This is a genomic window from Pseudomonadota bacterium (assembly GCA_026388315.1).
In the GTDB taxonomy this organism is placed as follows: domain Bacteria; phylum Desulfobacterota; class Syntrophorhabdia; order Syntrophorhabdales; family Syntrophorhabdaceae; genus MWEV01.
This window is the reverse complement of record JAPLKA010000045.1, coordinates 37,048-59,847: the sequence shown is the minus strand read 5'-3', so window position 1 is coordinate 59,847 and position 22,800 is coordinate 37,048. Positions and strand designations below refer to the sequence as shown.

General features: G+C 42.9%; 23 protein-coding genes. 14 read left to right on the top strand and 9 right to left on the bottom strand.

From position 1 onward, the window contains the following. Nucleotides 1-145 precede the first annotated feature (145 nt). From NTX75_05285 to NTX75_05275, 3 genes are all read left to right on the top strand, one after another. Entirely contained in the window at nucleotides 146-1,171 is a 1,026-nt protein-coding gene (locus NTX75_05285) for a TRAP transporter substrate-binding protein (GenBank protein MCX5815643.1), read from the top strand. Between the two features lie 67 nt (nucleotides 1,172-1,238). Further along, the gene (locus tag NTX75_05280; GenBank protein ID MCX5815642.1) at nucleotides 1,239-1,724 is read left to right on the top strand and encodes a TRAP transporter small permease; all 486 of its coding nucleotides are present in this window, start codon (nucleotides 1,239-1,241) and stop codon (nucleotides 1,722-1,724) included. Continuing rightward, a complete protein-coding gene (locus tag NTX75_05275; GenBank protein ID MCX5815641.1) occupies nucleotides 1,721-3,022 on the top strand; it encodes a TRAP transporter large permease in 1,302 nt (433 codons plus the stop codon). The genes NTX75_05280 and NTX75_05275 overlap by 4 nt, the downstream gene beginning before the upstream one ends. Nucleotides 3,023-3,119: 97 nt before the next feature. Here NTX75_05275 and NTX75_05270 read toward each other — a convergent pair whose 3' ends face one another. Continuing rightward, on the bottom strand, nucleotides 3,120-3,377 hold the full coding sequence (locus NTX75_05270; GenBank protein ID MCX5815640.1) for a hypothetical protein: 258 nt from the start codon (nucleotides 3,375-3,377) through the stop codon (nucleotides 3,120-3,122). A 237-nt stretch (nucleotides 3,378-3,614) separates the two neighbouring features. Here NTX75_05270 and NTX75_05265 point away from each other — a divergent pair, with 237 nt between their 5' ends. From NTX75_05265 to NTX75_05215, 11 genes are all read left to right on the top strand, one after another. Next, nucleotides 3,615-4,709: a (Fe-S)-binding protein gene (locus NTX75_05265; GenBank protein ID MCX5815639.1), complete on the top strand. Its 1,095-nt coding sequence runs from the start codon at nucleotides 3,615-3,617 to the stop codon at nucleotides 4,707-4,709. A gap of 1 nt (nucleotide 4,710) precedes the next feature. After that, nucleotides 4,711-5,487, top strand: a complete 777-nt coding sequence (locus NTX75_05260; protein MCX5815638.1) for an electron transfer flavoprotein subunit beta/FixA family protein — start codon at nucleotides 4,711-4,713, stop codon at nucleotides 5,485-5,487. After that, nucleotides 5,487-6,428: an electron transfer flavoprotein subunit alpha/FixB family protein gene (locus NTX75_05255; protein MCX5815637.1), complete on the top strand. Its 942-nt coding sequence runs from the start codon at nucleotides 5,487-5,489 to the stop codon at nucleotides 6,426-6,428. The genes NTX75_05260 and NTX75_05255 overlap by 1 nt, the downstream gene beginning before the upstream one ends. Nucleotides 6,429-6,467: 39 nt before the next feature. Then, nucleotides 6,468-6,629: a hypothetical protein gene (locus tag NTX75_05250; protein MCX5815636.1), complete on the top strand. Its 162-nt coding sequence runs from the start codon at nucleotides 6,468-6,470 to the stop codon at nucleotides 6,627-6,629. 54 nt (nucleotides 6,630-6,683) lie between these two features. Further along, nucleotides 6,684-9,458, top strand: a complete 2,775-nt coding sequence (locus NTX75_05245) for an FAD-dependent oxidoreductase (protein ID MCX5815635.1) — start codon at nucleotides 6,684-6,686, stop codon at nucleotides 9,456-9,458. Between the two features lie 94 nt (nucleotides 9,459-9,552). Beyond that, the gene (locus NTX75_05240; GenBank protein MCX5815634.1) at nucleotides 9,553-11,226 is read left to right on the top strand and encodes a CoB--CoM heterodisulfide reductase iron-sulfur subunit A family protein; all 1,674 of its coding nucleotides are present in this window, start codon (nucleotides 9,553-9,555) and stop codon (nucleotides 11,224-11,226) included. Nucleotides 11,227-11,314: 88 nt separating this feature from the next. Next, entirely contained in the window at nucleotides 11,315-11,734 is a 420-nt protein-coding gene (locus NTX75_05235; protein MCX5815633.1) for a hydrogenase iron-sulfur subunit, read from the top strand. Next, nucleotides 11,715-12,725, top strand: coding sequence for a 4Fe-4S binding protein (locus NTX75_05230; protein MCX5815632.1), 1,011 nt, complete (start codon nucleotides 11,715-11,717; stop codon nucleotides 12,723-12,725). The genes NTX75_05235 and NTX75_05230 overlap by 20 nt, the downstream gene beginning before the upstream one ends. A gap of 88 nt (nucleotides 12,726-12,813) precedes the next feature. Continuing rightward, entirely contained in the window at nucleotides 12,814-13,329 is a 516-nt protein-coding gene (locus tag NTX75_05225) for a 4Fe-4S dicluster domain-containing protein (GenBank protein ID MCX5815631.1), read from the top strand. After that, nucleotides 13,329-14,009, top strand: coding sequence for a heterodisulfide reductase-related iron-sulfur binding cluster (locus NTX75_05220; protein MCX5815630.1), 681 nt, complete (start codon nucleotides 13,329-13,331; stop codon nucleotides 14,007-14,009). Before NTX75_05225 ends, NTX75_05220 begins: the two co-directional genes overlap by 1 nt. Further along, nucleotides 14,006-15,778: an FAD-dependent oxidoreductase gene (locus NTX75_05215; GenBank protein MCX5815629.1), complete on the top strand. Its 1,773-nt coding sequence runs from the start codon at nucleotides 14,006-14,008 to the stop codon at nucleotides 15,776-15,778. The genes NTX75_05220 and NTX75_05215 overlap by 4 nt, the downstream gene beginning before the upstream one ends. Before the next feature lie 251 nt (nucleotides 15,779-16,029). On the opposite strand, the gene NTX75_05210 is transcribed toward NTX75_05215, so the two are convergent. From NTX75_05210 to pilM, 8 genes are read right to left on the bottom strand one after another with little or no spacing between them, the layout of a single operon-like run. Next, a complete protein-coding gene (locus tag NTX75_05210; protein MCX5815628.1) occupies nucleotides 16,030-16,755 on the bottom strand; it encodes a pseudouridine synthase in 726 nt (241 codons plus the stop codon). A 4-nt stretch (nucleotides 16,756-16,759) separates the two neighbouring features. After that, a complete protein-coding gene (locus NTX75_05205) occupies nucleotides 16,760-17,200 on the bottom strand; it encodes a hypothetical protein (GenBank protein ID MCX5815627.1) in 441 nt (146 codons plus the stop codon). 16 nt (nucleotides 17,201-17,216) lie between these two features. Continuing rightward, the gene (locus tag NTX75_05200; GenBank protein MCX5815626.1) at nucleotides 17,217-18,542 is read right to left on the bottom strand and encodes a hypothetical protein; all 1,326 of its coding nucleotides are present in this window, start codon (nucleotides 18,540-18,542) and stop codon (nucleotides 17,217-17,219) included. A gap of 4 nt (nucleotides 18,543-18,546) precedes the next feature. After that, nucleotides 18,547-19,905 (bottom strand): type IV pilus secretin PilQ, encoded by a 1,359-nt coding sequence (pilQ, locus tag NTX75_05195; GenBank protein ID MCX5815625.1) that lies wholly within the window; start codon nucleotides 19,903-19,905, stop codon nucleotides 18,547-18,549. Between the two features lie 2 nt (nucleotides 19,906-19,907). Further along, nucleotides 19,908-20,474: a pilus assembly protein PilP gene (locus tag NTX75_05190; GenBank protein ID MCX5815624.1), complete on the bottom strand. Its 567-nt coding sequence runs from the start codon at nucleotides 20,472-20,474 to the stop codon at nucleotides 19,908-19,910. Continuing rightward, complete coding sequence (gene pilO / locus NTX75_05185; GenBank protein ID MCX5815623.1) at nucleotides 20,446-21,111, bottom strand: type 4a pilus biogenesis protein PilO; 666 nt, start codon at nucleotides 21,109-21,111, stop codon at nucleotides 20,446-20,448. The genes NTX75_05190 and pilO overlap by 29 nt, the downstream gene beginning before the upstream one ends. Then, nucleotides 21,108-21,641, bottom strand: a complete 534-nt coding sequence (locus NTX75_05180) for a PilN domain-containing protein (GenBank protein MCX5815622.1) — start codon at nucleotides 21,639-21,641, stop codon at nucleotides 21,108-21,110. The genes pilO and NTX75_05180 overlap by 4 nt, the downstream gene beginning before the upstream one ends. Beyond that, nucleotides 21,638-22,786 carry a type IV pilus assembly protein PilM gene (gene pilM, locus NTX75_05175; protein MCX5815621.1) on the bottom strand — a complete coding sequence of 383 codons (1,149 nt, stop codon included), beginning with the start codon at nucleotides 22,784-22,786 and terminating at the stop codon, nucleotides 21,638-21,640. Before pilM ends, NTX75_05180 begins: the two co-directional genes overlap by 4 nt. Between the last annotated feature and the right edge of the window lie 14 nt (nucleotides 22,787-22,800).

The window sequence follows — 22,800 nt, the reverse complement described above, 5'->3', positions numbered from 1 at the left end:
ATCCATACGATACAGTGGTGTATCCAATACGCACATCCTGAAACCACGTTTTTTTATGTGGACTTCCAGATTTCAGAGGTTCAGTGTTATGGCATTAAAATTGCTTCATAACAAAGAAGTTAAAATAAATTCATAAGGGGGCTTTATGAAACGGTTTCGTGTTTTCCATTTTTTTGTACTTTTGTTTTTTGTGGTCACATGCATGGTCGCCACGGTCAGTTTTGCTCAGGAAAAGGTCATTACACTCAGGTACTCAACCTTTTTCCCGGTAAGTCATCAGAACGCTGTTATCTCGGACCAGTGGTGTAAGGAAGTTGAGAAAAGGACAAACGGCAAGGTAAAAGTCCGCCACTTTGCAGGAGCAACGCTGACATCACCGCCCCAGACATATGACAGTATTCTCACTGGTGTTGTCGATATAGGTAACTGTGTTCTCGGTTATACCATGGGGAAATTCCCTCTTTCGGAAGTCCTGGACTATCCACTCGGTTATCCGAGCGGTGTTGTTGCGACAAGACTGGTAAACGAATATTATAACAAGTTCAAGCCTAAAGAATTTAATGATGTGAAGGTAATGTATTTTCATGCCCAGGGTCCCGGCATTTTGCATACCAAAAAACCTGTAAACAAACTTGAAGATTTGAAGGGTATGAAAATCAGGACCTTCGGGTCGAACGCAAAATTTATGTCGCTACTTGGCGGAACACCGGTTGCAATGCCTATGGGAGACGCATATGATGCCCTTTCGAAAGGTGTTGCTGATGGACTCATGTGTGGATATGAAGCCCTGAAAGGCTGGAAACTTGGAGAAGTAATCAAGTACACGACCGAAAACTATGGATCTGCCTATACTGCTACCTTTATCGTCGCCATGAACAAGGATAAATGGAACAGCATTCCACCGAATCTTCAGAAAATAATCGAGCAGATAAATCTTGAATATATTGAAAAACAGGGGAAACTTTGGGATACGATGGATAGTGAAGGGATGGAATATTCTCATAAAAGAGGCAACAAGAGCATAAAACTTTCAGCGGAAGAAAATGCGCGGTGGGCAGCCAAGGCACAGCCCCTCTTCGATGAATATGTAAAGAAATCGAAAGAGAAAAACTTGCCGGGAGAAGAGGCATTGAAGTTTATCCGCGGTTATCTCAAGGCACAGGCAAAATAGCAACAGACGCTTAACATGCGGGACTGCCGGGGGTGGTTACATCCCCGGCATCGCAATAGGAGGGTAAATGAGAGCGTTTACAGAAGCCTTTAAAAGACTGAGCTCCTGGATGAATACACTGGGAGGGATTGTCCTTTTTCTCATGATGATGCTTACGGTGGTAGATGTCATACTGAGGGTCTTTGGTAAACCCCTGATAGGAACATACGAACTGGTAGCCGTTGCGGGTGCGATAGTGGTAGGGTTTGCTATTCCTCAAACCTCATTGGACAAAGGACACATCTTTGTTGATTTCCTTATAGAGAATCGTGCGGAGACTATCAAAAAGGCTTTTTTAGTTTTCACGAGGTTGTTGGGTATTGCTTTATTTGCGCTTCTTGCATGGAACCTTTTTTTAAAGGCTAACCACCTATATAAGGCCGGCGATGTTTCGTTGACCCTCCAGATACCGTATTATCCTGCAGCTTACGGCTTAGCATTTTGCAGTCTTATAGAATGCTTTGTTCTTGTCGCCGATATGTTTAAGATATTTGATAGTGGAGAGAAAAAATGAATGAAATGACCATCGGTATTATCGGCCTTATTCTTTTACTGGGTTTGTTCCTCACGGGTATAGAACTGGCTTTTGCTATGGCTATTATAGGTGTTGCAGGGTATGCAATCATAGTTTCACCAGGCGCAGCTATGAGTATATTGGCAAATGACTTCTACGATTCCCTTGAATCGTACGGGTTAACCGTTGTACCACTTTTTGTGTTGATGGGCCAGATTGCATTCAACGCCGGAATAGCTAAAAGGCTGTTTGACAGTGCCCATAAATTCCTTGGTCATATCCCCGGAGGATTAGCCATGGCGACAGTCGCAGGAGCAACGATTTTTAAAGCGATCTGCGGGTCTATCGTTGCCACGTGTGCGACTTTCGCGAGTGTTGCAGTTCCTGAAATGGACAGGTATAATTACAGTAAAAAATTATCCACCGGCATTGTTGCCACGGTAGGAACGCTTGGAGTGCTCATCCCGCCGAGTGTAACACTCATCCTTCTCGGACTCATTACACAGCAATCCATAGGCAAGCTGTTTATGGCGGGAATCATCCCCGGACTTATGATTTCCTTCTTTTTTGCGGTTATTATCTTCGGGTGGGCTCGTATAAATCCAGAGATAGGGCCGGCAAGCGAAAAATATTCATGGAAGGCCCGCGCAAAATCTCTTCCCGATGTCATGTGGCCCATAATAATCTTTTTTATCATCATAGGCGGATTGATGAATGGGTTCTTTACGCCCACGGAAGCGGGTAGTGTGGGAACATTTGCTGTGCTTGTATTATGTGTCGTAAAAGGAGACATAAAGTTCGGCGGGATAAAACAGTCAATTAAAGAAGCCTTGCGAACTTCCTGCATGGTTCTCCTTATTGTTGCTTCCTCTACAGTCCTTGGTCATTTTATTGCGGTAACAAATATACCTGACGATGCGGCTTCATGGATAGTAAGTCTGCCTATACATCGTCATTTTACCATGAGCATTATATTTATCGTGTATCTCATAGGCGGATCATTCATTGATGACCTTGCATTCATGATACTTGCAACGCCGATATTTTTTCCGGCAATCGTAAAGTTAGGTTATGATCCCATATGGGCCTGTATAATGGTTTCTCTTACTGTGTGTATCGGCTCTGTTATCCCTCCTGTTGCCATGTGTGTCTTTGTAGTGAAAAATATCACCAAAGTGCCCATGAGTGTGATTTACAGTGGTGTATACCCGTTCCTGATTGCTTTGGTGCTCTGCGTTGTACTGCTTTTCATATTCCCTGACTTGGTATTATACCTGCCTTCTGTGTTCATGAAGTAATAATAACCCTCCAAAACCTGTCCTGTTCCCATATGTTTTTCCCTCATACCCCCATCCTGAGAGGGGACAGGACGGGTTTTTCTCCCGGGATATCCTGTTATTGATTTTCGGGATACTCTTTACAGAACTCAATTAATTTAGGTTTTTTGTAATCTGCAAGATAGTCGCCGCAAAAATTTACAATATCAGCCTCAGAGACGGTTATCCCTTCTCTCATAACAACGAGGGCTTTTACTGTCTCTCCCAGGCGATCGTCAGGTATCCCAATCACTGTGGCCTTGATGACGCCTGGGAACGTATAGAGGACTTTTTCTATCTCCCGGGGATTAATCTTTTTTCCTCCGCTTATGATCATGTATCCTTATTTAGCAATTGCCATGCCAGAGAGAATCGCCGTGTAGCGTTCAGTATTTGCTCTACAGCCGGCAGTACAATGATGTACTGAAAAGAACCAGATGTATCATAATTATACACACAATGAAAAAGGAAGGTTCGGTATTCCCTTGAATATGCTTTGTTTTTATAGATTTTTTCATGGTACATAAATTGCAAAAATATTATATGATGAGAATGAACAGCGAGGTATACATATATGGTTAGTCAGACCCAGACCAGGGTATTAACCTGTATCCAATGCGGTAAATGTACAGGAAGTTGCCCTGAAGCAGGGAGAACCCCCTTCAATATCCGCATGCTCATGAGAAAAAAACAATTCCAGAGCGTGGTCGAAGAATCAATTCCTTGGTACTGCACGTCATGCGGTGCCTGTACCCTCAGATGTCCACGGGATGTAAAGCCTTCCGAAGTGATCATCGAAATGAGGTCTGCTTTAGTGGAAAACGGAGCGATCCCTTTGGCTATCCAGAAAGCCCTTGAGAACACGTTTGTTCAGAAGAACCCGTGGGGCCGTTCGCGAGCAAAGAGAGGGGCATGGTTTGAAAAGCTCGATATTGAGGTTCCACATGTAAGCGAAACAGAATCGAAGAGGCTGCTTTTCACCTGCTGCATCCAGGCTTATGATCCCAGATGTATGGTTATACCGCAAAACGTGGCGAAGATACTTAATAAGGGCGGTATAGAGTTTGGTGTGCTCGGTGAAGAAGAGGCTTGTTGCGGTAATGAAATACGAAGGATAGGGGAGTCGGGTCTTTTTGAGGAGCTCCAGGAAGAGAACAAGGCTGCATTCGAAGAATATGGGGTAAAGGAGATTATCGCGCTCTCCCCCCATTGCATGAATGCACTCAAGAAGGAGTATGGTGACCTTGGTATTAAGATTGTACATTACACAGAGGTTTTAGCGGCAATGATCAAAGAAAGCTCTATCGTCCCAAAAGGGTCGTTCAACAAAAAGGTTATCTACCATGATCCGTGTTTCTTGGGGAAACAAAATGGCATCTTTGATGAACCAAGAAGCATACTCAATTCTATAGATGGTCTTGAGCTTCTGGAATTTTCGAGGTCCAGAGAGAACTCGATGTGTTGCGAAGGCGGTGGCGGAAGAATGCTTTTTGAGGTGGAGGCTACATATCAGAGAAATGCCGAGGTGCGAGTCCGGGAGGCAGTTGAAAAAAAAGCAGAAGTGATTGCGACGAGCTGTCCTTTTTGCGTTATGACCCTTGAAGACCCTGCAACGGAAAAAGGGATAACGGTGAAAGAGCTATCCGAGATTTTGATGGAGGTGTTATAAGATGAATATATTGGTTTTCACGAAAAGGGTACCTGCAACACAGGAAGAAGAATTACGCATTATTGATGAAGGGCAGGGGATTGACTTCTCAAAAGTGCCTTTCAAAGTGAATGACTGGGATAATTATGCCGTTGAAGAAGCGGTGCAAATTGCCGAGAAAACCGGCGGGTCTGCAACGGCAATTTCCATTGGAGATGCAGAATCTGACGAGGTCTTGAGAAGGGCCATTGCCATGGGCATAAAGGACGGTTTCCTTATCGAGACTGAGCAAATTCTCCACGACCCCAATGCGCGGGCCACACTTATATTCAATTTCTTAAAAAAAGAAGGTATTCCATATGATGCAATCTTTACAGGCGTGCAGTCCGAGGATGACCAGTTTGCTGCAGTTGGTGGTATCCTTGCTGCAAAATTGGGTCTTCCCTATGCATCGATGATAATAGGCATAGATAGTCTCGAACAAGGCCATATGATTGTTCAAAGAGAGCTCGAGGGTGGTCTCCAGGAAAGGATAAAGATAATATTGCCCTGTGTTCTTTCTATACAGAGTGGAATCAATGAGCCCAGATATGTATCCATTATGGGTATAAGAAAGGCTTCCAAGGTGGAACGTAAGCTTTTTAAAGCGAAAGCATACGACGAAAATCTGAACAGCATGATAGAGGTTGTAAAATGGGTCTATCCGCCAAAGAAGGGAGGGGCAACAATACTCTCCGGTGAGCTCGAAGGCGTATGCAAAGACCTTCTTGGAATCTTAAAAGAAAAGGGGGTATATTAATGAGTTACGCACTGGTTGTGGCTGAAGTAAGACGAGGTGTTTTTGAGGAGAGAAACCTCGATTCCATAGGTATCTGCGCTCTCATGGGAAAGGATGTTTCGCTTCTCGTTCCTGATGACAACTCATATTTAATAAATGAAAAACTGGTCAATACCATTATAAAAGTAAAACTGGAAGAAGCAACTTTCCTCAACCCCTTAAATATGGTAAAGGTGGTACAGGCAGTGATTGATTACAGGGGTAATCCCGATACGATAGTATTTACTCACTCATCTTCAGGAACAGAGCTTGCTTCGTATGTGGCGGGATATTTCAATTTGCCCCTCATTACCGACGTAAGCGGGTTCAATAAAGAGAAGAATTTTTTCTACAAAAGCTATTATTCGGATAAGCTTTTTGGAGAATTTAGACAGACAGGGGAGGGGACTTGCGTCATCACGGTACGAAGCGGCAGTTTTAAAGAGTATGCTGTTGAAAAGGCATCGTCTCCTATTACTGAGACAATTGAAGGTACCCCTGCCGCTGAAGGGAGAAGTTTCATAGAATATGTGGAAGAAGAGACGGCAGAGATAGATATTACGAAGGCAGAATTCCTCCTCTCGGTAGGAAGAGGGGTCGGGAATAAGGATGAGATACCTGACTATGAAGAACTTGCTGGAATGCTGAAGGCAGTCCTTTCCGGTTCAAGACCGGTAATTGACAAGCAGTGGCTTCCCAAGCCGCGACAGGTTGGTACTTCTGGGAAAACAGTCAAGCCTAAGGTATACCTCGCTATGGGCATAAGCGGTGCATTTCAGCACATTGCAGGCATGAAAGACTCAGATTGCATAATTGCGGTGAATAAAGACCCGGAAGCACCCATTTTTCAGTATGCACATTTCGGTATCATTGCAGACATCCATAAGGTAAGGGATAAACTGAGAAACATTATTAAGGGTTAATACATCATGGTATCATATGGTATTGGGAATAAATGAACTATGGATATGATCAAGTGTCCTTACTGCGGCAAAGAAGTGAAGCCCGTCCGGTATGGTAGTGGATGGGTCGGGATATGCTGCGGTAGAGTTGCTTATAACTGTACCAAAATAATATATCAGACAGACGAGAAGCAGAAAGAAGATTCGAGCAATGAAGGTTAAATTCTGTTACGTGTTACGTGTTAGACATTACGAAAATATCTTTGAGGCTTTTAAATGAAACACGTTCTTGTCGTTGGTGGAGGTATAGGCGGCATTACAGCGGGCCTTGAACTCGCTTCATGCGGGGTGAAGGTAACTATGCTCGAAGAGGGTCCTTCCATCGGGGGAAGGATGATTCAATTGGACAAAACCTTCCCTACTCTCGATTGTTCAACGTGCACCCTTTCGCCCAAGATGGTGGAGGTGGCCCTTGAGAAGAGGATTGACCTTCTCTCATGGGCAAAACCCGTGGCAATTAAGAAGAACGGGACGGGTTTCACTGTTACCATATTAAAGAAAACCCGTTACGTGGATATTAAAAAATGTACGGCCTGTGGGAGTTGCTCCCCCGGCTGTCCTGTAGTGATGAAGAGCGAATTCAATATGGGTACCGGACCTCGGAAGGCCATATACATACCATTTCCCCAGGCAATACCGAATAAGGCAAGCATCGATAAACGGGCGGACCGTCCCTGTAAGGCGGCATGTGTTGACGCATGTCCGATTCACACGAACGTGCTCGGCTACCTGAAGCATATCAGCGAGGGGAGGTTTGAGGATGCCTACATGCTCATCAGGGAGACGAACCCGTTTCCCTCCTCATGCGGGAGGGTCTGTTACGCGCCCTGCGAGGGTGTCTGTAACAGAGGACAACTTGATTCTCCTCTGGCGATCCGTGATCTGAAGCGGTCTGCTGTTGACCGTTTTGATCTCGATACCCTTGAGCCGCCCCAGGTACAGACGACGGAGAGGAAAGTGGCGGTCATCGGCGCCGGACCGGCAGGGCTTTCCTGTGCCCATGATCTTGCCATGGAGGGGCACGCTGTGACGGTCTTTGAGACCCTTCCCGAGCCGGGCGGCATGTTGCGGTATGCAATACCGGAATACCGTTTGCCGAAGGCGGAGCTTGATAAAGAGATCGGATATATAAGGCGGATGGGTGTAAAAATTGAGTGCGGTATTGAGATCGGCAAAAATATGGATGCCGAAACTCTGAAGAATGAGTATGAGGCCATTTTTGTCGGTACCGGTGCCCCCGTAGGAATTCGGCTTGGTGTGGAAGGGGAAGACCTTTCCGGCATTATGGACGGACTCAGGTTTCTGCGGGCTGTCAATAAGGGGGAATCCCTTGAAAAGGAATCTCTTAGATCGCACGGCGAGCGAGAGGGGGTGGCTCTGCCAGCTTTGCTGGTGGAGGGGGCGACGCGAGTCCCTTTAATTGGAAAAAAGGTGGCTGTGATAGGGGGCGGCAATACGGCGGTTGATTGTGCGAGAACGGCCAAACGTCTTGGAAGTGAAGAGGTGACGTTGATCTATCGTAGAACCCGTCAGGAGATGCCAGCGGCCGATGAAGAAGTTGAGGCACTTATACATGAAGGGATTATAATAGAGTTTCTTGCAACACCCGTGCGGTTTAATGGCAGCAACGGAAAAGTATCGGCAGCAGAGTGTATCCGTATGGAGCTTGGCGAACCTGATGCAAGCGGACGGAGACGGCCGGTAGAGATAAAAGGTTCTGAATTTTCAGTGCCTGTTGATACGGTAATTACTGCTCTCGGGCAGGCAACAGAGACCGATTTCCTTAATCCCCTTGGGGTCAAATTGAGGAAGAACGGAACGGTTGAGGCTGATCCTGTTACCTGTACAACCAGCGTAGAAGGCGTATTTGCCGGTGGTGATGTTACGACAGGGCCCGCCTATGTGGTTGACGCTATTGCAGCAGGCAAGAAAGCGGCTCGCTCCATTATTAAGTTTCTGAAGGGAGAGGCAATAGTCGCTGAGAGCATAGATGCGAAGCCGGAAAAATTATCCGAAGATGAAGTGAAAAAACTTTCGACATGGGTAACTAAGGCAGACCGTATTCCCATGCCTGAGGAAGAGATTAATCAGAGAGTGACCAATTTTCGTGAAGTAGCCCTTGGTTACAGCGCAGAAGAGGCCATGACTGAAGCCGGCCGGTGTTTGGCCGGTCAGATTGAGGGATGTATCCAGTGCGGGGAATGTGAGAGGCGTTGTGAGGTGGGGGCTGTTGATCATAGTCTGAAAGATGAAATCGTTGATTTGGACGTTGATAGCATAGTTCTCGCCCCGGGATTTGACCTCTATGACCCCACAGAGAAACGGGAATATGGGTATGGCACCTTGGAAGGGGTGATAACGGGCATTGAGTTTGAGAGGATTTGCTCGGTGACGGGGCCTACCGCTGGTGATATACTGCTAAACGGGCGGGTGCCGAAACGGTTCTACTTTATTCAGTGCGTCGGGTCGAGGGACAGACAGAGCGGTGCCCGTTATTGCTCGCGAGTCTGCTGTATGTATACGGCAAAACATGCGAGCATTGTGAAGGACAGGATACGGGACGCACAGATTTATATTTCCTATATCGATGTAAGGGCTTACGGCAAGAACTACGAGGAGTTTTATAAGAGTACCCAGGAGAACGGGATTCTTTATATGAGAGGTATTCCCGGAGAGGTAGTGCAGGGGGAGAACGGGCTCCTCGTAAGGGTTGAGGATATGCTGAGCGGAGAGATGCGGGAGGTTGAGGTAGATCTTGTCATCCTTGCCACAGGGGTGAGACCGCGGAAAGGAACGGAAGAGCTCTGCAAGATCATGTCCATCGACAGAGATGAATATGGATTTATCAAAGCAAATTCAGTGGCCCAATCGATTACAAATGTGGACGGTATATTCGTCTGTGGCATGGGGTCAGGACCGAAAGACGTGCCTGATACCGTCGCGTCCAGCGGGGAAGCGGCATCGAGATGCATGGAGTATATAAACCAGTGAATAGCGGATGGTGAATAGTGAATAGTAAGAGCATACAGTTCCCCCTAATTCTTCGTCCCACGTCCCACGTCCCACGTCCCACTGGGGTCAGTTTATGAAGACGGGCATCTTTATCTGTCATTGCGGTCACAATATCAAACATACAGTAGACGTAAAGAAACTAAGTGCCTATTTCAGGAAAATCTCAGGAGTCACCGTTTCTGAGGATTATGCTTTTGTCTGTTCAGAACCGGGTCAGGACCTGATCAAGGAGAGCATAGAAAAGCATGACCTCAATAGAGTTGTTGTCGCGTCATGCACCCCTGGGCTTCATGGAGAGCTCTTTAAAGACGTGCTCAGGAAATCGAATCTCAATCCCTTTCTCCTGAGGAGGGTGAGCATCAGAGAGCATTGCTCGTGGGTCGGTGATGATATAGAGGAGAATACGGAGAAGGCAAGAAGACTTATTCTTTCGGCCCTATACGGTGCGTCGCACTATGTGCCACTCGAGGAGAAAGTTGTCGATGTAACCAAGTCGGCCCTTATCATAGGAGGTGGCGTTTCAGGTCTCAGCGCAGCAACATTTCTCTCCAGGATGGGCATGCATGTCTATCTGGTGGAGAAGGAGGCGGAGCTGGGCGGTCACGTAAGAAGTTTAAAGAATGTGTGGCCCATCGGGCAAGACGGTTCGACGATCGTGGCGAACATGGTAAAGGACCTTGAGTCATCGGAAAATGTGGAAATATTTACCTCAGCGACGATCGAATCGTTTGTAGGGTTCTTTGGAAATTATGAAGCAATGCTCAAAACGCCGGCAGGTGAGACAAAGATCATTGTAGGCGGGGTTGTTGCAGCCATAGGTTTTTCGCCTTTTGATCCCCGACTTAAGCCTGAGCTTAACTATGGTAAGGATGAGAGGATCGTGACGACCCTCGAATTTGAGCAAAGTAAAGATATTTTGGTCCTGCCTGAGAAACCGAGAATTGCTATCCTTCATTGCGTGGGTTCGAGGGATGAGCAAATTGGAAAGGCATACTGTTCAAGGGTCTGCTGTATCAATGCACTCCGTGTGGGGGATGCGATAAAGGATAAGTACAAGGATTCATACGTGGAATCCTTTTATATGGACGTGAGGGCTCATCCGAAAGGCGGAGAGGAGTTCTATGAGGATACCCAGGAAAAAGGTGTACTCTTTACGAGGAGTAACATCGCCGAGATTATACCGACACCTAAAGGACTGATCATACGGGGCGAGGATACGCTTTTCGGCGAGACCTTTGAGCGGGAGTTTGATCTTGCCGTCCTTTCCATAGGCATGTCTTCCCCTGAGGACAGCAAGTTAATCGCATCACTCCTCAAGATTACCCTCGATAAGGATAAGTTCTTTCTTGAAGCCCACATCAAGCTGAGACCTTTTGATACGGCGGTAAAGGGGATACTTATCGCAGGGTCCTGTTCGGGGCCGAAGGATGTAGAGGAGTCCATCAACCACGGCAGGGCATCGGCGCTCAAGCTCTATGCGTTCCTGAACCTGGGGTATGCCATCGTAGATCCCTTCGTCTCCTCTGTTGATCCGAAGAGATGCAGCGGATGCAGAATGTGTGAAACGGCGTGTGTTGCAAATGCCATAAAGTTTAATGAGGAGAAAAGGGTAGTCCATGTGGAGGAGGCAGCTTGTATGGGTTGCGGACTCTGTAACGCTACCTGCCCCTCGTCTGCTATAAGTCTGAGAGGATATGTCGATGCGATCATCGATGATGAGATCGGCGCGCTATTGGAGGCAATATAAAGACAGTGAATAGTCGATAGTGAATAGCAAAGGCAAAACTAATAACGACTGATTTTAAACAACTATTTACTGAAGTGCTGGAGGTAATATGTCACAAGATAAAGCTGAAAAGAACCCGGAAATAATCGGGTTTGCCTGTTCTTACTGTACATTTAAAGCTTCTGAAATGGCAGGAAGCTTGAGGCTGAAATACCCTGACGGAGTGAAGCTGGTTCAGGTGCCCTGTTCAAGCAGAGTCGATCCTGCCTTTGTTATTAAAGCAATATTCGAAGGAGCGGACGGGGTCTTTGTCGCCGGATGCCATCCGGGCGATTGCCATTTTATAAAAGGAAATTACTTTACACGGAGAAAGATTGCTGCCTTGAAAGAAATGTTCGATGCATTTTCAATGAATGACAAGCTCCGACTTTTCTGGGTGAGTGCCGCCGAGGCGCGGCGTTTTGTAGAAAAAGTCACAGGCATGTATAACGAGATAAAGGAAAGGAAAAATGTTAGGAAAGAAAATTAAAAATGGCAGTATCGAAGATACCCTCAACCGTTTTTTAAAAGATGATCAGCATCTTGTTTTAGGGTTTGAAAAGGATGAAAATGGTGTCAGCCTCCGGGCATTCAAAAATCATCTTGATCATTATTCATTTTTGAATCCCATATTCAGCACAAACGGGGCATTGCATTTACGCCGTTTATTTTCAAAGGGGACAAAGATTATTCTTATGCTGAGGCCCTGCGAGATAAGGGCATATATTGAATTGATCAAGTTAAACCAGATTGAGCGCGAAGATATAATCGCTGTATCGATTGATTGTCTCGGGACTGTATCTTCAAAAGAAAAGGCTGACGATATACCAGTAGAGGCAGGTCAATTAAAGGATTATTTTAAAAACTCCGATACAATGCGCTGGGCTTGTAAAGTATGTAGGGAAAAAAGAGGGGTTGTGGGAGATGCTGGTATCAGGATTGATAAGGACGGCCTTTTCTGGGCGTTTCCTTACACCGAAAAGGGAGAAACATTCCTTACGCTCATAGAGGGTGAATCAGAAGAAAACAAAACGGAAATGCTCATGAGCGGAAGCGAAAAAACAGATAAGTTCCAGAACGATATGAAAACGTTTGCAAAAGACTTCACAAAATGTATCATGTGCATGAACTGCAGGGACATGTGTCCTGTATGTTATTGTATTGATTGTGTTTTTAACGGTGACGAGTATCTTCCCAAAGGTGATGCCCTATTGAATAAAATACTACGATCAGGTCCTGTGCAATTACCGCAGGGAAAAGAACTCTTTCATTTTATACGGATGTACCATGTTTCACAGACCTGCGTCGGGTGCGGAGCCTGTGAAGAAGCATGCCCCCAGGGTATCCCGCTCACAAAATATTTTAAAGGCGTATCCGAGAGGCTCCAGGGCATGTACTCCTATATGTCGGGCAAGAGTTTTGATGAAACTATACCGTATCTCACATTTCTCGAGGATGAGCTGAAAAATGCAGAAGATTGAAAAAAACGTAGGGCAAAGGATGTACATCTCTCCGGGGCCTTGACGTAGGGCATAAGATGCTTAAAAAAATTAGAAGAAGTGATGAAAAATGAATGAAATAGATCATGAAATAATTTTCAAGTATACCGGTTATCGGCGGGCTGATTTTTCAGTCTGTCTGGGTTGCAAGATCTGTGCGTCAGTCTGTACTGTCAACGACCTCGAGCTCAATGTCAACCCCCAGGAACTCCTTATGAAGCTCTTTGTCGGAGAAATAATCGAAGGTGATCATCCTCTCGTGCGTTACTGCACGAGTTGCTATCGCTGCGCCAGTGCCTGTCCCTGGCAGATCAGGATCCCTGAAGTGGTTCGAGCCCTCAAGGAATCGCTTGGCATAGAGGCCCGCTTTGAAAAGGCATTCAAGAAGTGCATCAACATCTGGGGCAGGGTGTACGAGCCTTTCGTGGTGGTCATGGCAGCGCCTGATCTGCTGAAGGGCGGTTATATAAAGTACATGCCAAAATGGATGGAGTATGCAGGTTTTCACCTCCCGCATAAAGTCAAAAGAGTGAGTTCATCGAAGACTTCAAAGGGTTTGAACCCTACCGAAGAAGGCAGGTCGTAATGGAATACGGATATTATCCGGGGTGTTCTCTCACCGGTTCAGCAAAGAGACTCGATCGTGGAGTGAGACAGGTTTGTAAAAAACTTGGCCATAGCCTCACGGAAATACCTGACTGGAACTGCTGTGGTGCGTTGGAATACGGAAACAGAAATGAGCTGCTGAGCATTTCCGGGGAGAACCTGACAAAAGCCCAAGCTATGTGTAAAGAGATCGTTGTGCCCTGTCCCGCCTGTTATAAAAACCTGAAAGATGCAGATTCGGACAAGTCTTTTAATATCCTGAGCCCCCTGGAGCTCCTCAATGCCGAAAATCTTTCACAAATAGAACAAAAAAGAGATCTCAAGGATAAGGTTTTCTTTCCCTATTATGGCTGTCTGCTTATGAGGCCTGAGGGAAGCGCCATAAAGAACAAGAACATTATGGAAGATACCATAAGCGCCTTCGGTGGCGATGTTGACGGTGAGAAAATGAAGGACCGTTGCTGTGGAGGTAACCAGCTTTTCCTGAACAAATGGGTAACCGAGAAGCTTTCAACCCTGATTCTTGGCAAATCCAAAGGAACCGTCGTCGTCTTCTGCCCCTTCTGCCACATGGCAATGAAAACCTTTGCTGTGGGCAGGAAGGTTATCTATCTGACGGATCTTCTACTTTACGTCATGGGAGAAAACAAATCTTTATGAATATATTGATCATCGGCGGCGGCATAAGTGGAATATCTGCAGCAAAGGTTGCCCTTAAAGAAGGCCACAGTGTGACAATCCTTGAATCTGCTGCTGAGCCGGGTGGCCTCATGGCTCGTATTGCAAACTGCAGGGTAGGCTTTAAAACTTTTTTTGATGAAATTGCAGGTAACCCCCGTCTCGTTGTGGTAAAAGATACAAAAATTGTTTCTGTTGACAAGAGCAACAGTCAGTTTTATCTCACCCTTAAAGACGGACAGTCATTAACGGCAGATAAAATAGTAATCGCAACAGGCCTATCACCGTATGACCCAATCGAATATAAGGGGAAGAGGGTTCTCGCGAGCCTTGAGTATGATGCTATCATAGATCAGCGAAACGGAGAACTTCCGAGTGATTTCAATAAGATAGCATTTGTATTGTGTGTTGGGTCGCGATCGAAGGAATATCCGCTCTGTTCGTCTGTCTGTTGTTCTTATAGCTTGCGCGAGATAAAGTGGACCTTGCAACGAGCCAAACCAGAGATCAAGGTTTTTTATAACGACCTCAGATTTTTTGGTCAGGAATTTTTCATGGAGAAGCTATACCGAGACGCTGGCGTTACTTTTGTCCGAGCCAATTCACGATATTTTGAAGAAGACGAAACAGGCGTCTCAGTACGATATTTTGTCAATGGTGAGTTGCAGGAAGAACGTTTTAACTATGTTGTGCTTGCTACAGGTTTGCGTCCAAATCCACAACTCCTTGCTTTAAGTAAATCTTTTGGATTTTCACTTAATGAATTTGGTTTTGTGAAAGAATCTGAACCATTAACAACCGATGTAAAAGGGGTATACGTGTCAGGTGGCGCCCTTGAACCCATGAACATTAAAGATTCTATACTGACTGGCTTTGGCGCAGGTCTTCTCGCAATAAAAAATGATGGTTTTTCTAATATAGCGATAAAAAATGATGCAAGACTTTATGTGGAGCCAGAGCCCGAAATGGATTCTGTAAACGGTAGTTTTGATTCATGTCTTTTTTACCTCGGAACTGAAGATGCAGTGGCAAGAGTATTTTACGAATATATTTCATCAAAATTTATTTCACTGGCAAGAGAGCTGAAAAAGGCAGGCAAGACAGTCTATGTGCTCACGAAAAATATGGTGATGCCTTCATATGCTGAGCTTGTGTATGAAAAGGCACGCCGCGAAGGAATCGTGTTTATTCATCTGGAAGAAGATGAGACGGTTAGCTTTAGTGATAAACAAGCTTGTATTTCCGGGCCAAAGAAAGAATCTTTTATTGATACAGGTAAAATAATACGTTTTGATGATTACATAGAACTCTTGAAAGACAGGGAGTTTCTTTCTCTTTACCGCTCTGAGCCACAGCTTAGATGGTCACCAACAAAATGGGGCAGGAAAAAATTTCATGTTGGTTTTATTCGCCATCCGAGAGACCCAAGATGGGAAGCAAGAGAATTACTTGGAGCCCTTGGTGAAATACTTCTTGATGCGGAAGAAGAGCGCGTATTACCGGAAGTCAATGAAGAGAGATGCAGCGGTTGCGGCTCATGTAAAGATGCTTGTCCGCAAAGCGCAATTGAGATAAAAATAATTGATAAACAAATTTCAGTCTTTGGTCCCATCGATTCATCTGGTACGCCGATAGCACATGTGAAAGATGATACGTGTGTAAGTTGCGGTTTATGCGCATCGGTTTGCCCGTCTGATGTAATCAGCTTTCCGGCAGCTTTACTAAGTGGGGGAGTAGCTTCCGGGAAATGAGATACCCTGCGGTAAGCCACGCGGGGCAATCACCATATGATATAGGTAAAATCTATTAGTACTGATAAGAGATATTATGTTAACTATTAAGACCAGTTTCTAACTACATGTGTCCTATTTGTCTCATTAGTCTTATTGGTTTAACTAATAAAACCAATTAAACAAATCAAACAAATAAAACAGGTCAATATTGCCATACAATCGTTTTAAATGCATTGAGACGTATAAAACCCTTACTTCAACCCTTGAAATCAATCTGAGCGCATTTTAAAGGGTCTGATTTCGCTCTCAGTAAGGAATCTGTATTGCCCTGGCTCAAGATCACCCAATTTGATATTTCCTATCCTGACTCTCTTCAATTTGAGAACATTATGGTCAATGTGCTCGCCAATTTTTCTGATAATCCTGTTACGACCTTCTGAAATAATAATTCTGTACCAATTATTTTTAATGGATGACTTTAGAAATTTGATTGCTTTTATTCTGCAGAGAACTCCGTCTATAAGCAACCCCTTTTTTATCTTTATAAAATCCTCTTCATCTAATCTGCCTTTAAATTTTACGTGATATTCTTTTTCAACATCAAATTTCGGATGCATAATACAATTTGCAACATAACCATCATTCGTAAAAATTATTAATCCTTCCGAATTATAATCCAATCTGCCGACTGGATAAATTTTTGTCTTGGTTTTAATTAGATCGCGCGCTAATTTTCGGCCTGCCGGGTCTTTTAAGTCAGACATGTATCCAACAGGTTTATATAATGCAATATAGTCATAGCGTTTTACATTGGTTATAACTTTGTTGTCTACGGTTACAATATCGTCATTTGGATTAACCTGATATTGAGGCTCTAAGATATTGATATTATTAACAAAAACCCTACCTGATTTTATTATTTCCTCAGATTTTCGCCTTGAATCTATCCCTGAATGTGAAAGAAACTTGGACAGCCTTTGTGAAGCAACAGGCATGGCTTTATCTGTAACTAACCCCTACGTTAGACTTTGATTTTGTTGACGGTTCCTTTAATTGTCTGGCGCCCTTGTAATACCTGTCTGCTTCTTTATCGGTTTCGGCGCTTACACCTTTATCAACCAGTTCATTAATCTTTCTTTCTCTTGAAATTTTAAGGTCTTCCCTCTCTATTGCCCTTTCGTCTCTGGCCTGTTGTTTTGCGATCCTTGCCTCTTTTTCCTGGTATTGGATCGATTCGGACAACTTCCGAACCTTTGTATTCCTGTCATCTCCATAACCCTGAATATTACCGGTATCGCTTTTTTCACTGCCTCTCTGCTCATTTAAAAAACTTCTATACTTAGCCGCATCACTTCCAGATATAGTGCCTTGTCTGTCCTGTGTAAAAGCATAAAATGGTAATAAAATTAAAAAAGCCAGCGCATAAAGAAAATAATTCATGCTAACCTCCGGTCAATCAATCTTTATATACGTCTACGGCAGGTCTTTTATCGACCTCTGTAAAAATCGGCTTTGCAATAAACGGGTCATCAGATATTTTTCTGAAAACTCTGATATCCGCCTTCTCTTTGCCATAGGTAGGGTCAAGTGTCAATTCAATATTAAGGTTGTCTTCACGGGTTAAATCTAAAATTATCTCTTTCTCAATGGGCTTTGCCTGTGATGAGTATAAATGTTCTTCATTCATAAAAAAGCTCGTCTGAAAAGATAACCATATTCTCTTCATGCCTTTTTCAAATTTTATGCTATAGACCTTGCCAGGAACAACGCTTATAGGCTCCCCATTTATCTTTAATGTGAAGTTTCCTACACCTATCCTGTTGAAATCCATCTTCTTTTCCGATACTTTGTATCTAAAGTTTAAATCTTTTCCCGACTCAGATTTGATTATGTCTCTCTTTTCATCCCTTGAAGGAAAATAATCCTTTTTAATATATGTAATATTATATGTAACATATTCCTTTTCTTTAATGGGTTTATACGGAACAACTATATCATTCATAATATTTGAATATTCTTTTGCGTTTAAGGTTAAATTCATTTCTTTATCAAGCCGGTTCTTGTCAACTATATAGAGTGTTACATTAATATTCGCTCCATTTGTGTTGTATATGCCCATTATTACAACATTAGTATCTGTCCTTTTCATAACCTCTTTAACAATACCTATCGTCTCTTTTCTTGATCTGCCCGTATCAATATAGAAATATTTATCAGGATATGTAATATAACCTGACAGGTCATAGGGATTAACGATAATCCTGTTTTTCTGCGAAAATATGTTTATTATCTCTGACCTTATTTTTTCAGAAAGACCTGTTATGTTATACTTTTCGTCATATATATTATGAACATAGACCCTGATGTCCTTTTGAGGTTCATATGGTGTAACTATCTCATTTAAAAGCGTAAAAACCAGAGGATAAATCCGAGGGTCCGTATATTCTAATTTATTGATCTCCACGTAGTCGCCCTTCCCTGCCTCAGCGCTTAATTTTATAACCTCACACACGCTTGTTGAGTCTTCTATCTTTGTTACAGCACACCTTCCAATTTCTCCAATTAAGAAATCGTCATCACTTTCAAAAACTTTTAAAATATCACCCACTATAACGCCATCATTCTTCCCAAGATTTATAATTACCTTTTCACCCGTCCCAACACTGATAACATTCTGAGGTGTTGCAATAATAGCTCCTTTAACCATCTCTTTGCTGAAAGACTCGGTGGCAAAGATTAAACAAAAAACCATCAAAAACAGATGAATAATTTTAATCTTCATTTATCTATCCCTCATCTTTATAAATAGTTTTTAGAACTGTGGGTGTTACAAATATAAGAAGTTCACTTTTTTTATCCTGTTTGTACTCTTGTTTAAAGAGCCAGCCCAGTATGGGTATCTTCATGAGCAGGGGTATACCGGTCTCATTGTCTGTGTTTGTTGTCTCATAGATGCCCCCTATAACAACCGTCTCCCCGTCTTTGATAATAACATCTGTAGTTGCCCCTTTTCTTCTCATTGCTATCTGGCTTGTCCCGCCTGGTATAAGATAGGTATAGGGTTCGTCTTTAGTTGCAATGATTTTCATCTTTATTCTTCCATCTTTCGTTACATGGGGAGTGACCTCAAGACTTAATTCGGCCTTTTTAAAATCAATACTTGGTGTAGCACCAGCCATTGCAATAATCTGATATGGTATTTCATCACCTTTTGATATTTTTGCTACCATATTGTCAGATGTTACTACCTTCGGACTGGCTATTGTTTTTGCAACATTATCCTTTTCTGCTGCTGCGATGGTCGCATCAAGGAAGAAACTTGCCGCAGCATTTCCTACAAGGAGCTGAAGTGCGCCGGCTTGAGAAGCGGGAAGTGCGGAGACGCCTGGCGCTACGGTCATGTCCCTGTTTAAAAAGTTACTTGACCCTGCCATGACAGCATTCCATTTGATGCCAAGGTCTCTTGCAAACTCAGAGTCAGCTATAACGATCCTTGCATGAATCTGAATCTGAGCAGGAGGGAAATCGTGTTCACCGATAATCTTCTTAATCGTTGCAATATTATCCCTTGTATCTTTAACTATTATAGCATTGGTCCATTCAACCACTGTAACCACACCGTATTCAGACAGCAAGCCCTTTTTCCCCCCAGGGGTTGCGCCAGCAGTGGTATCGCCTTTTATTACTTTAGCGACATTATCCGCTTTTGTATAATTCACGAAGAATGTCTCTGTAACAAACTCCTCGCCCTGTTTCAGTTTTTCAAGTATTTCCCTCTGAAAGGCTGCCTTATTTTCGACATCACGTTTTTTTTCATCATCAAACTTCTTAATAGTAATTACCCTGATGAGGTCCCCTTCTTCAAATTTTGACAGGTCCTTGCTTTTAATAATAACATCCAGAGCCTCTTCCATAGAGACATTATCAAGCTTCATAGTTATTGTCTTGTCTTTCAGTTCTTTAACATCATCTCCTATTATGATATTTTTCCCCATTACATCGGCCAACCCCCTGAGGACATTCCGAACATCCGCATCAACAAAATCAAAAGACATCTTCTGGACCTTCTTCCCCTGGGTTTGGCTGAAACACAGAAGCGGGATTGCAAAGACCATAAACAATAGAATCAATGTTTTTTTAATCATAATCACATCCCTTCCTTTTTTCTTGGGATATCTATGGTAAACGTCTTGATCTCCCCTTTTATTTTATAGCCAAACTCAACCTTTTCTGTAAGAATATCAACAATCCAAAGATTCTTGTTCAGATAATCGTTCTTTTTAAAAAGCATACCCCTACCCTGCATATCCTCCATCATGGCAAGATTCTTATTACCGGTCTTCATAATCCCTACAAGCTTTAGCTCCTCCAGTTCATAACCTTTCCTTAAAGCATTAGCCTGGCCCGGCTGCTTTGGATTTGTCAGAAATATCGGTTCAAAAGGGTCTCTCCTGTTAGAAGAGGTATAAGTAAAATCACCTACGTTAAATTTCGGCGGTGCGGGCTCGGCCTTTTTCGCTTCAGGCTTTTTCTGTTCCGGCTTTGCCTGTGCAAAGGCAACACCCTGACATACAGTAATCAATAAAAATGCCGCTAAAATGCATACAATATAAGCAAGCCCTGCATTATGGAAAGGCAGGTCTGAAATTACCTTCTGACTTCTGACTTCTGACCCCTGACCCCATTTACTTCTTAGGCGCTTCACTTTTGCCATCCTTCTTTTCTTCTTTTTTGCCTTCTTTTTTATCCTGTTTTGGTTGCTGTTTTAAGTATACATATGTTTTTGCTGTGCATTCCCCGGTAAGGTTCAGTTTTCCCGGTACGATTTTTGAGTCCGGAGCAAGAGAAAAACTTGTCACATTTATAATTCTCTCCAATTTTCTGATACCATCAAAGAAATACCCTATATGGTGAAAGGGACCGCTATATTTAATCACAAAAGGCAATTCCGCATAAAATTCCTTATTTTGCACTGCCTTAGGTTCAAAACCGGTGATTTTTAACCGTGTTTCCGTGCCAACGGTTGATACATTTCTCAGCAGGTTGGGGATATCTTTTGTCTCAGGCAACTGTTTCAACATCTGTTGCAAAAGTTCCTGCAATTGAGCATATTCCTTACGAAATTTTTCCATATTGTTTTTTATTGCCACCATATTAACGAGTTCCTGTTTCAGCTTTGCATGCTCTTCATTCAATAGTCTTTTCGTTTCAAGCTGAGGCATAACAAAATAATAGAAAAGTGCAGCAAAGATTAAACCATTAAAAAACAAGCAAAAGATAAGCTTGTAAGTCATTGGAATCTTGATAATTTTATTTTTTATCTCTGTCGGGTCAAGCGATAATTTCATCATAAGGATATATCACCGGAAACTACAAACATTTTTACATCAACATTTTGTTCCTTAACATCTTTCACCTCTTTTAATTCGACATTTCTGATGTACGGAACTTTAGACAGCGCCTCAACAAACATTGAAATTGATTCGTTTTCCAGAGAGCGTCCTTCTAACTCAAATTTATCTTCTGTTTTCTTAAAGTTTTTAATCCAGACATTATCCTTAATAATGCCTGAAAAGTCATAAAGGGTTCTGGCTGCAAGCCCCCTACCCTCTTTAATGCTGTCTATCGCCTTGATTCTTCGTTGAATCTCCTTTTTCTCCTGCTCCATGGCGAGGTATTCTTTATAAATATGCTGTAAATTCTGAATCTCCTTTTTTGTATTTTCTATCATGGTTTTGCGTTTTGCTATTTCATTCATGTTGTAGTAATAGAACCCTCCAAAAGCCAGAAGTGCTATTGCCATAACAGAAAAAAACATAAATAAATCATACTTGAATAAATCTTTTTTTGCCTTTGCGGGTAGTAAGTTTATCCTTATCATTCTAATTCCAAAATCCTTGAAGACAGTTGCAATGCAATAGCATTGAATTCTTTATAATCTTCATAGATATCGAACTGGCTCAAATCCTCATTAAAAAATTGTGGGTTCCCACTGAGCATAGCAAAAGGATTGAGGTATTCAACCTCAATATTTGTATATTCTCCAATCTTTTCCTTTAATCCACGAAGTAATGATGTGCCGCCTGAAAGATATACTTTTCCTAATATTTCATTGGGGTTTGTGGATATATAGAAATTAATGGTCTTATTTATTTCCGAGGCTATATTGAATATAAAATCCTCGAACAGATACAAGACCTCATCATCCCCCTTGATCTTTTTTTGTTCAGCATCTTCAAAGGAAAGTTTTAAAGATTTTTCAATCTGGTTTGTTAAGTATCTGCCTCCCAGAAGTATCTCTCGTGTAAATCCTATATTCTCTCCTTTGACAATTGCCATATTAGTTACAGATGCACCTATATCGACAACCACAACAGATGAATCTTCCGGGTTATTTATCTGTTCAACAATGTTTGTAAGGGCAAAAATATCGACATCAAGAATCACCAGATTCAAGCCGGCAGCCTGAAATGTATTAACAAATCCATCGACAATTTCCTTTTTCGCAGCGACTATAATAACATTTACAGTGTTTTCGTCTTCTTCGCCTAACCCCATCATCTGATAGCTATAATTAATTTCTTTCAGGGGAAAGGGAATGATATTTTCTACTTCAGCCTCGATAATTTTTTCATCCTCAAACAAAGGCAATGAAGACTTTTTTGTGATAAGGCTTTCGTTGGAGCTGACTTTAACTGATCTTTCCGATGCCTTTTCTTCTAACAGAGGCATGGTAACCTTTTTTGTAATAACGCAGTAGCTTGATAATGCACATGCTGCATATTTACTTTTGATTTTGTTTTCGATCAGTAAATTTTTCAATTCATGGGCAACTAAATCATTGTCTATGATATGGCCATCGCTGAGCAGGCTCTCTGTATAAGTTTTCTTTGCAAGATGTGATAATTTAAGACCTTTTTTTGTTTTTTCTAACACGCAGATTTTGATTGAGGCTGTCCCTATATCCACCCCTACCAGTTCATTAATGCTTTGATAACCGATTTTTTCGATTAATTTATCAAACATTATTGACTATGGTC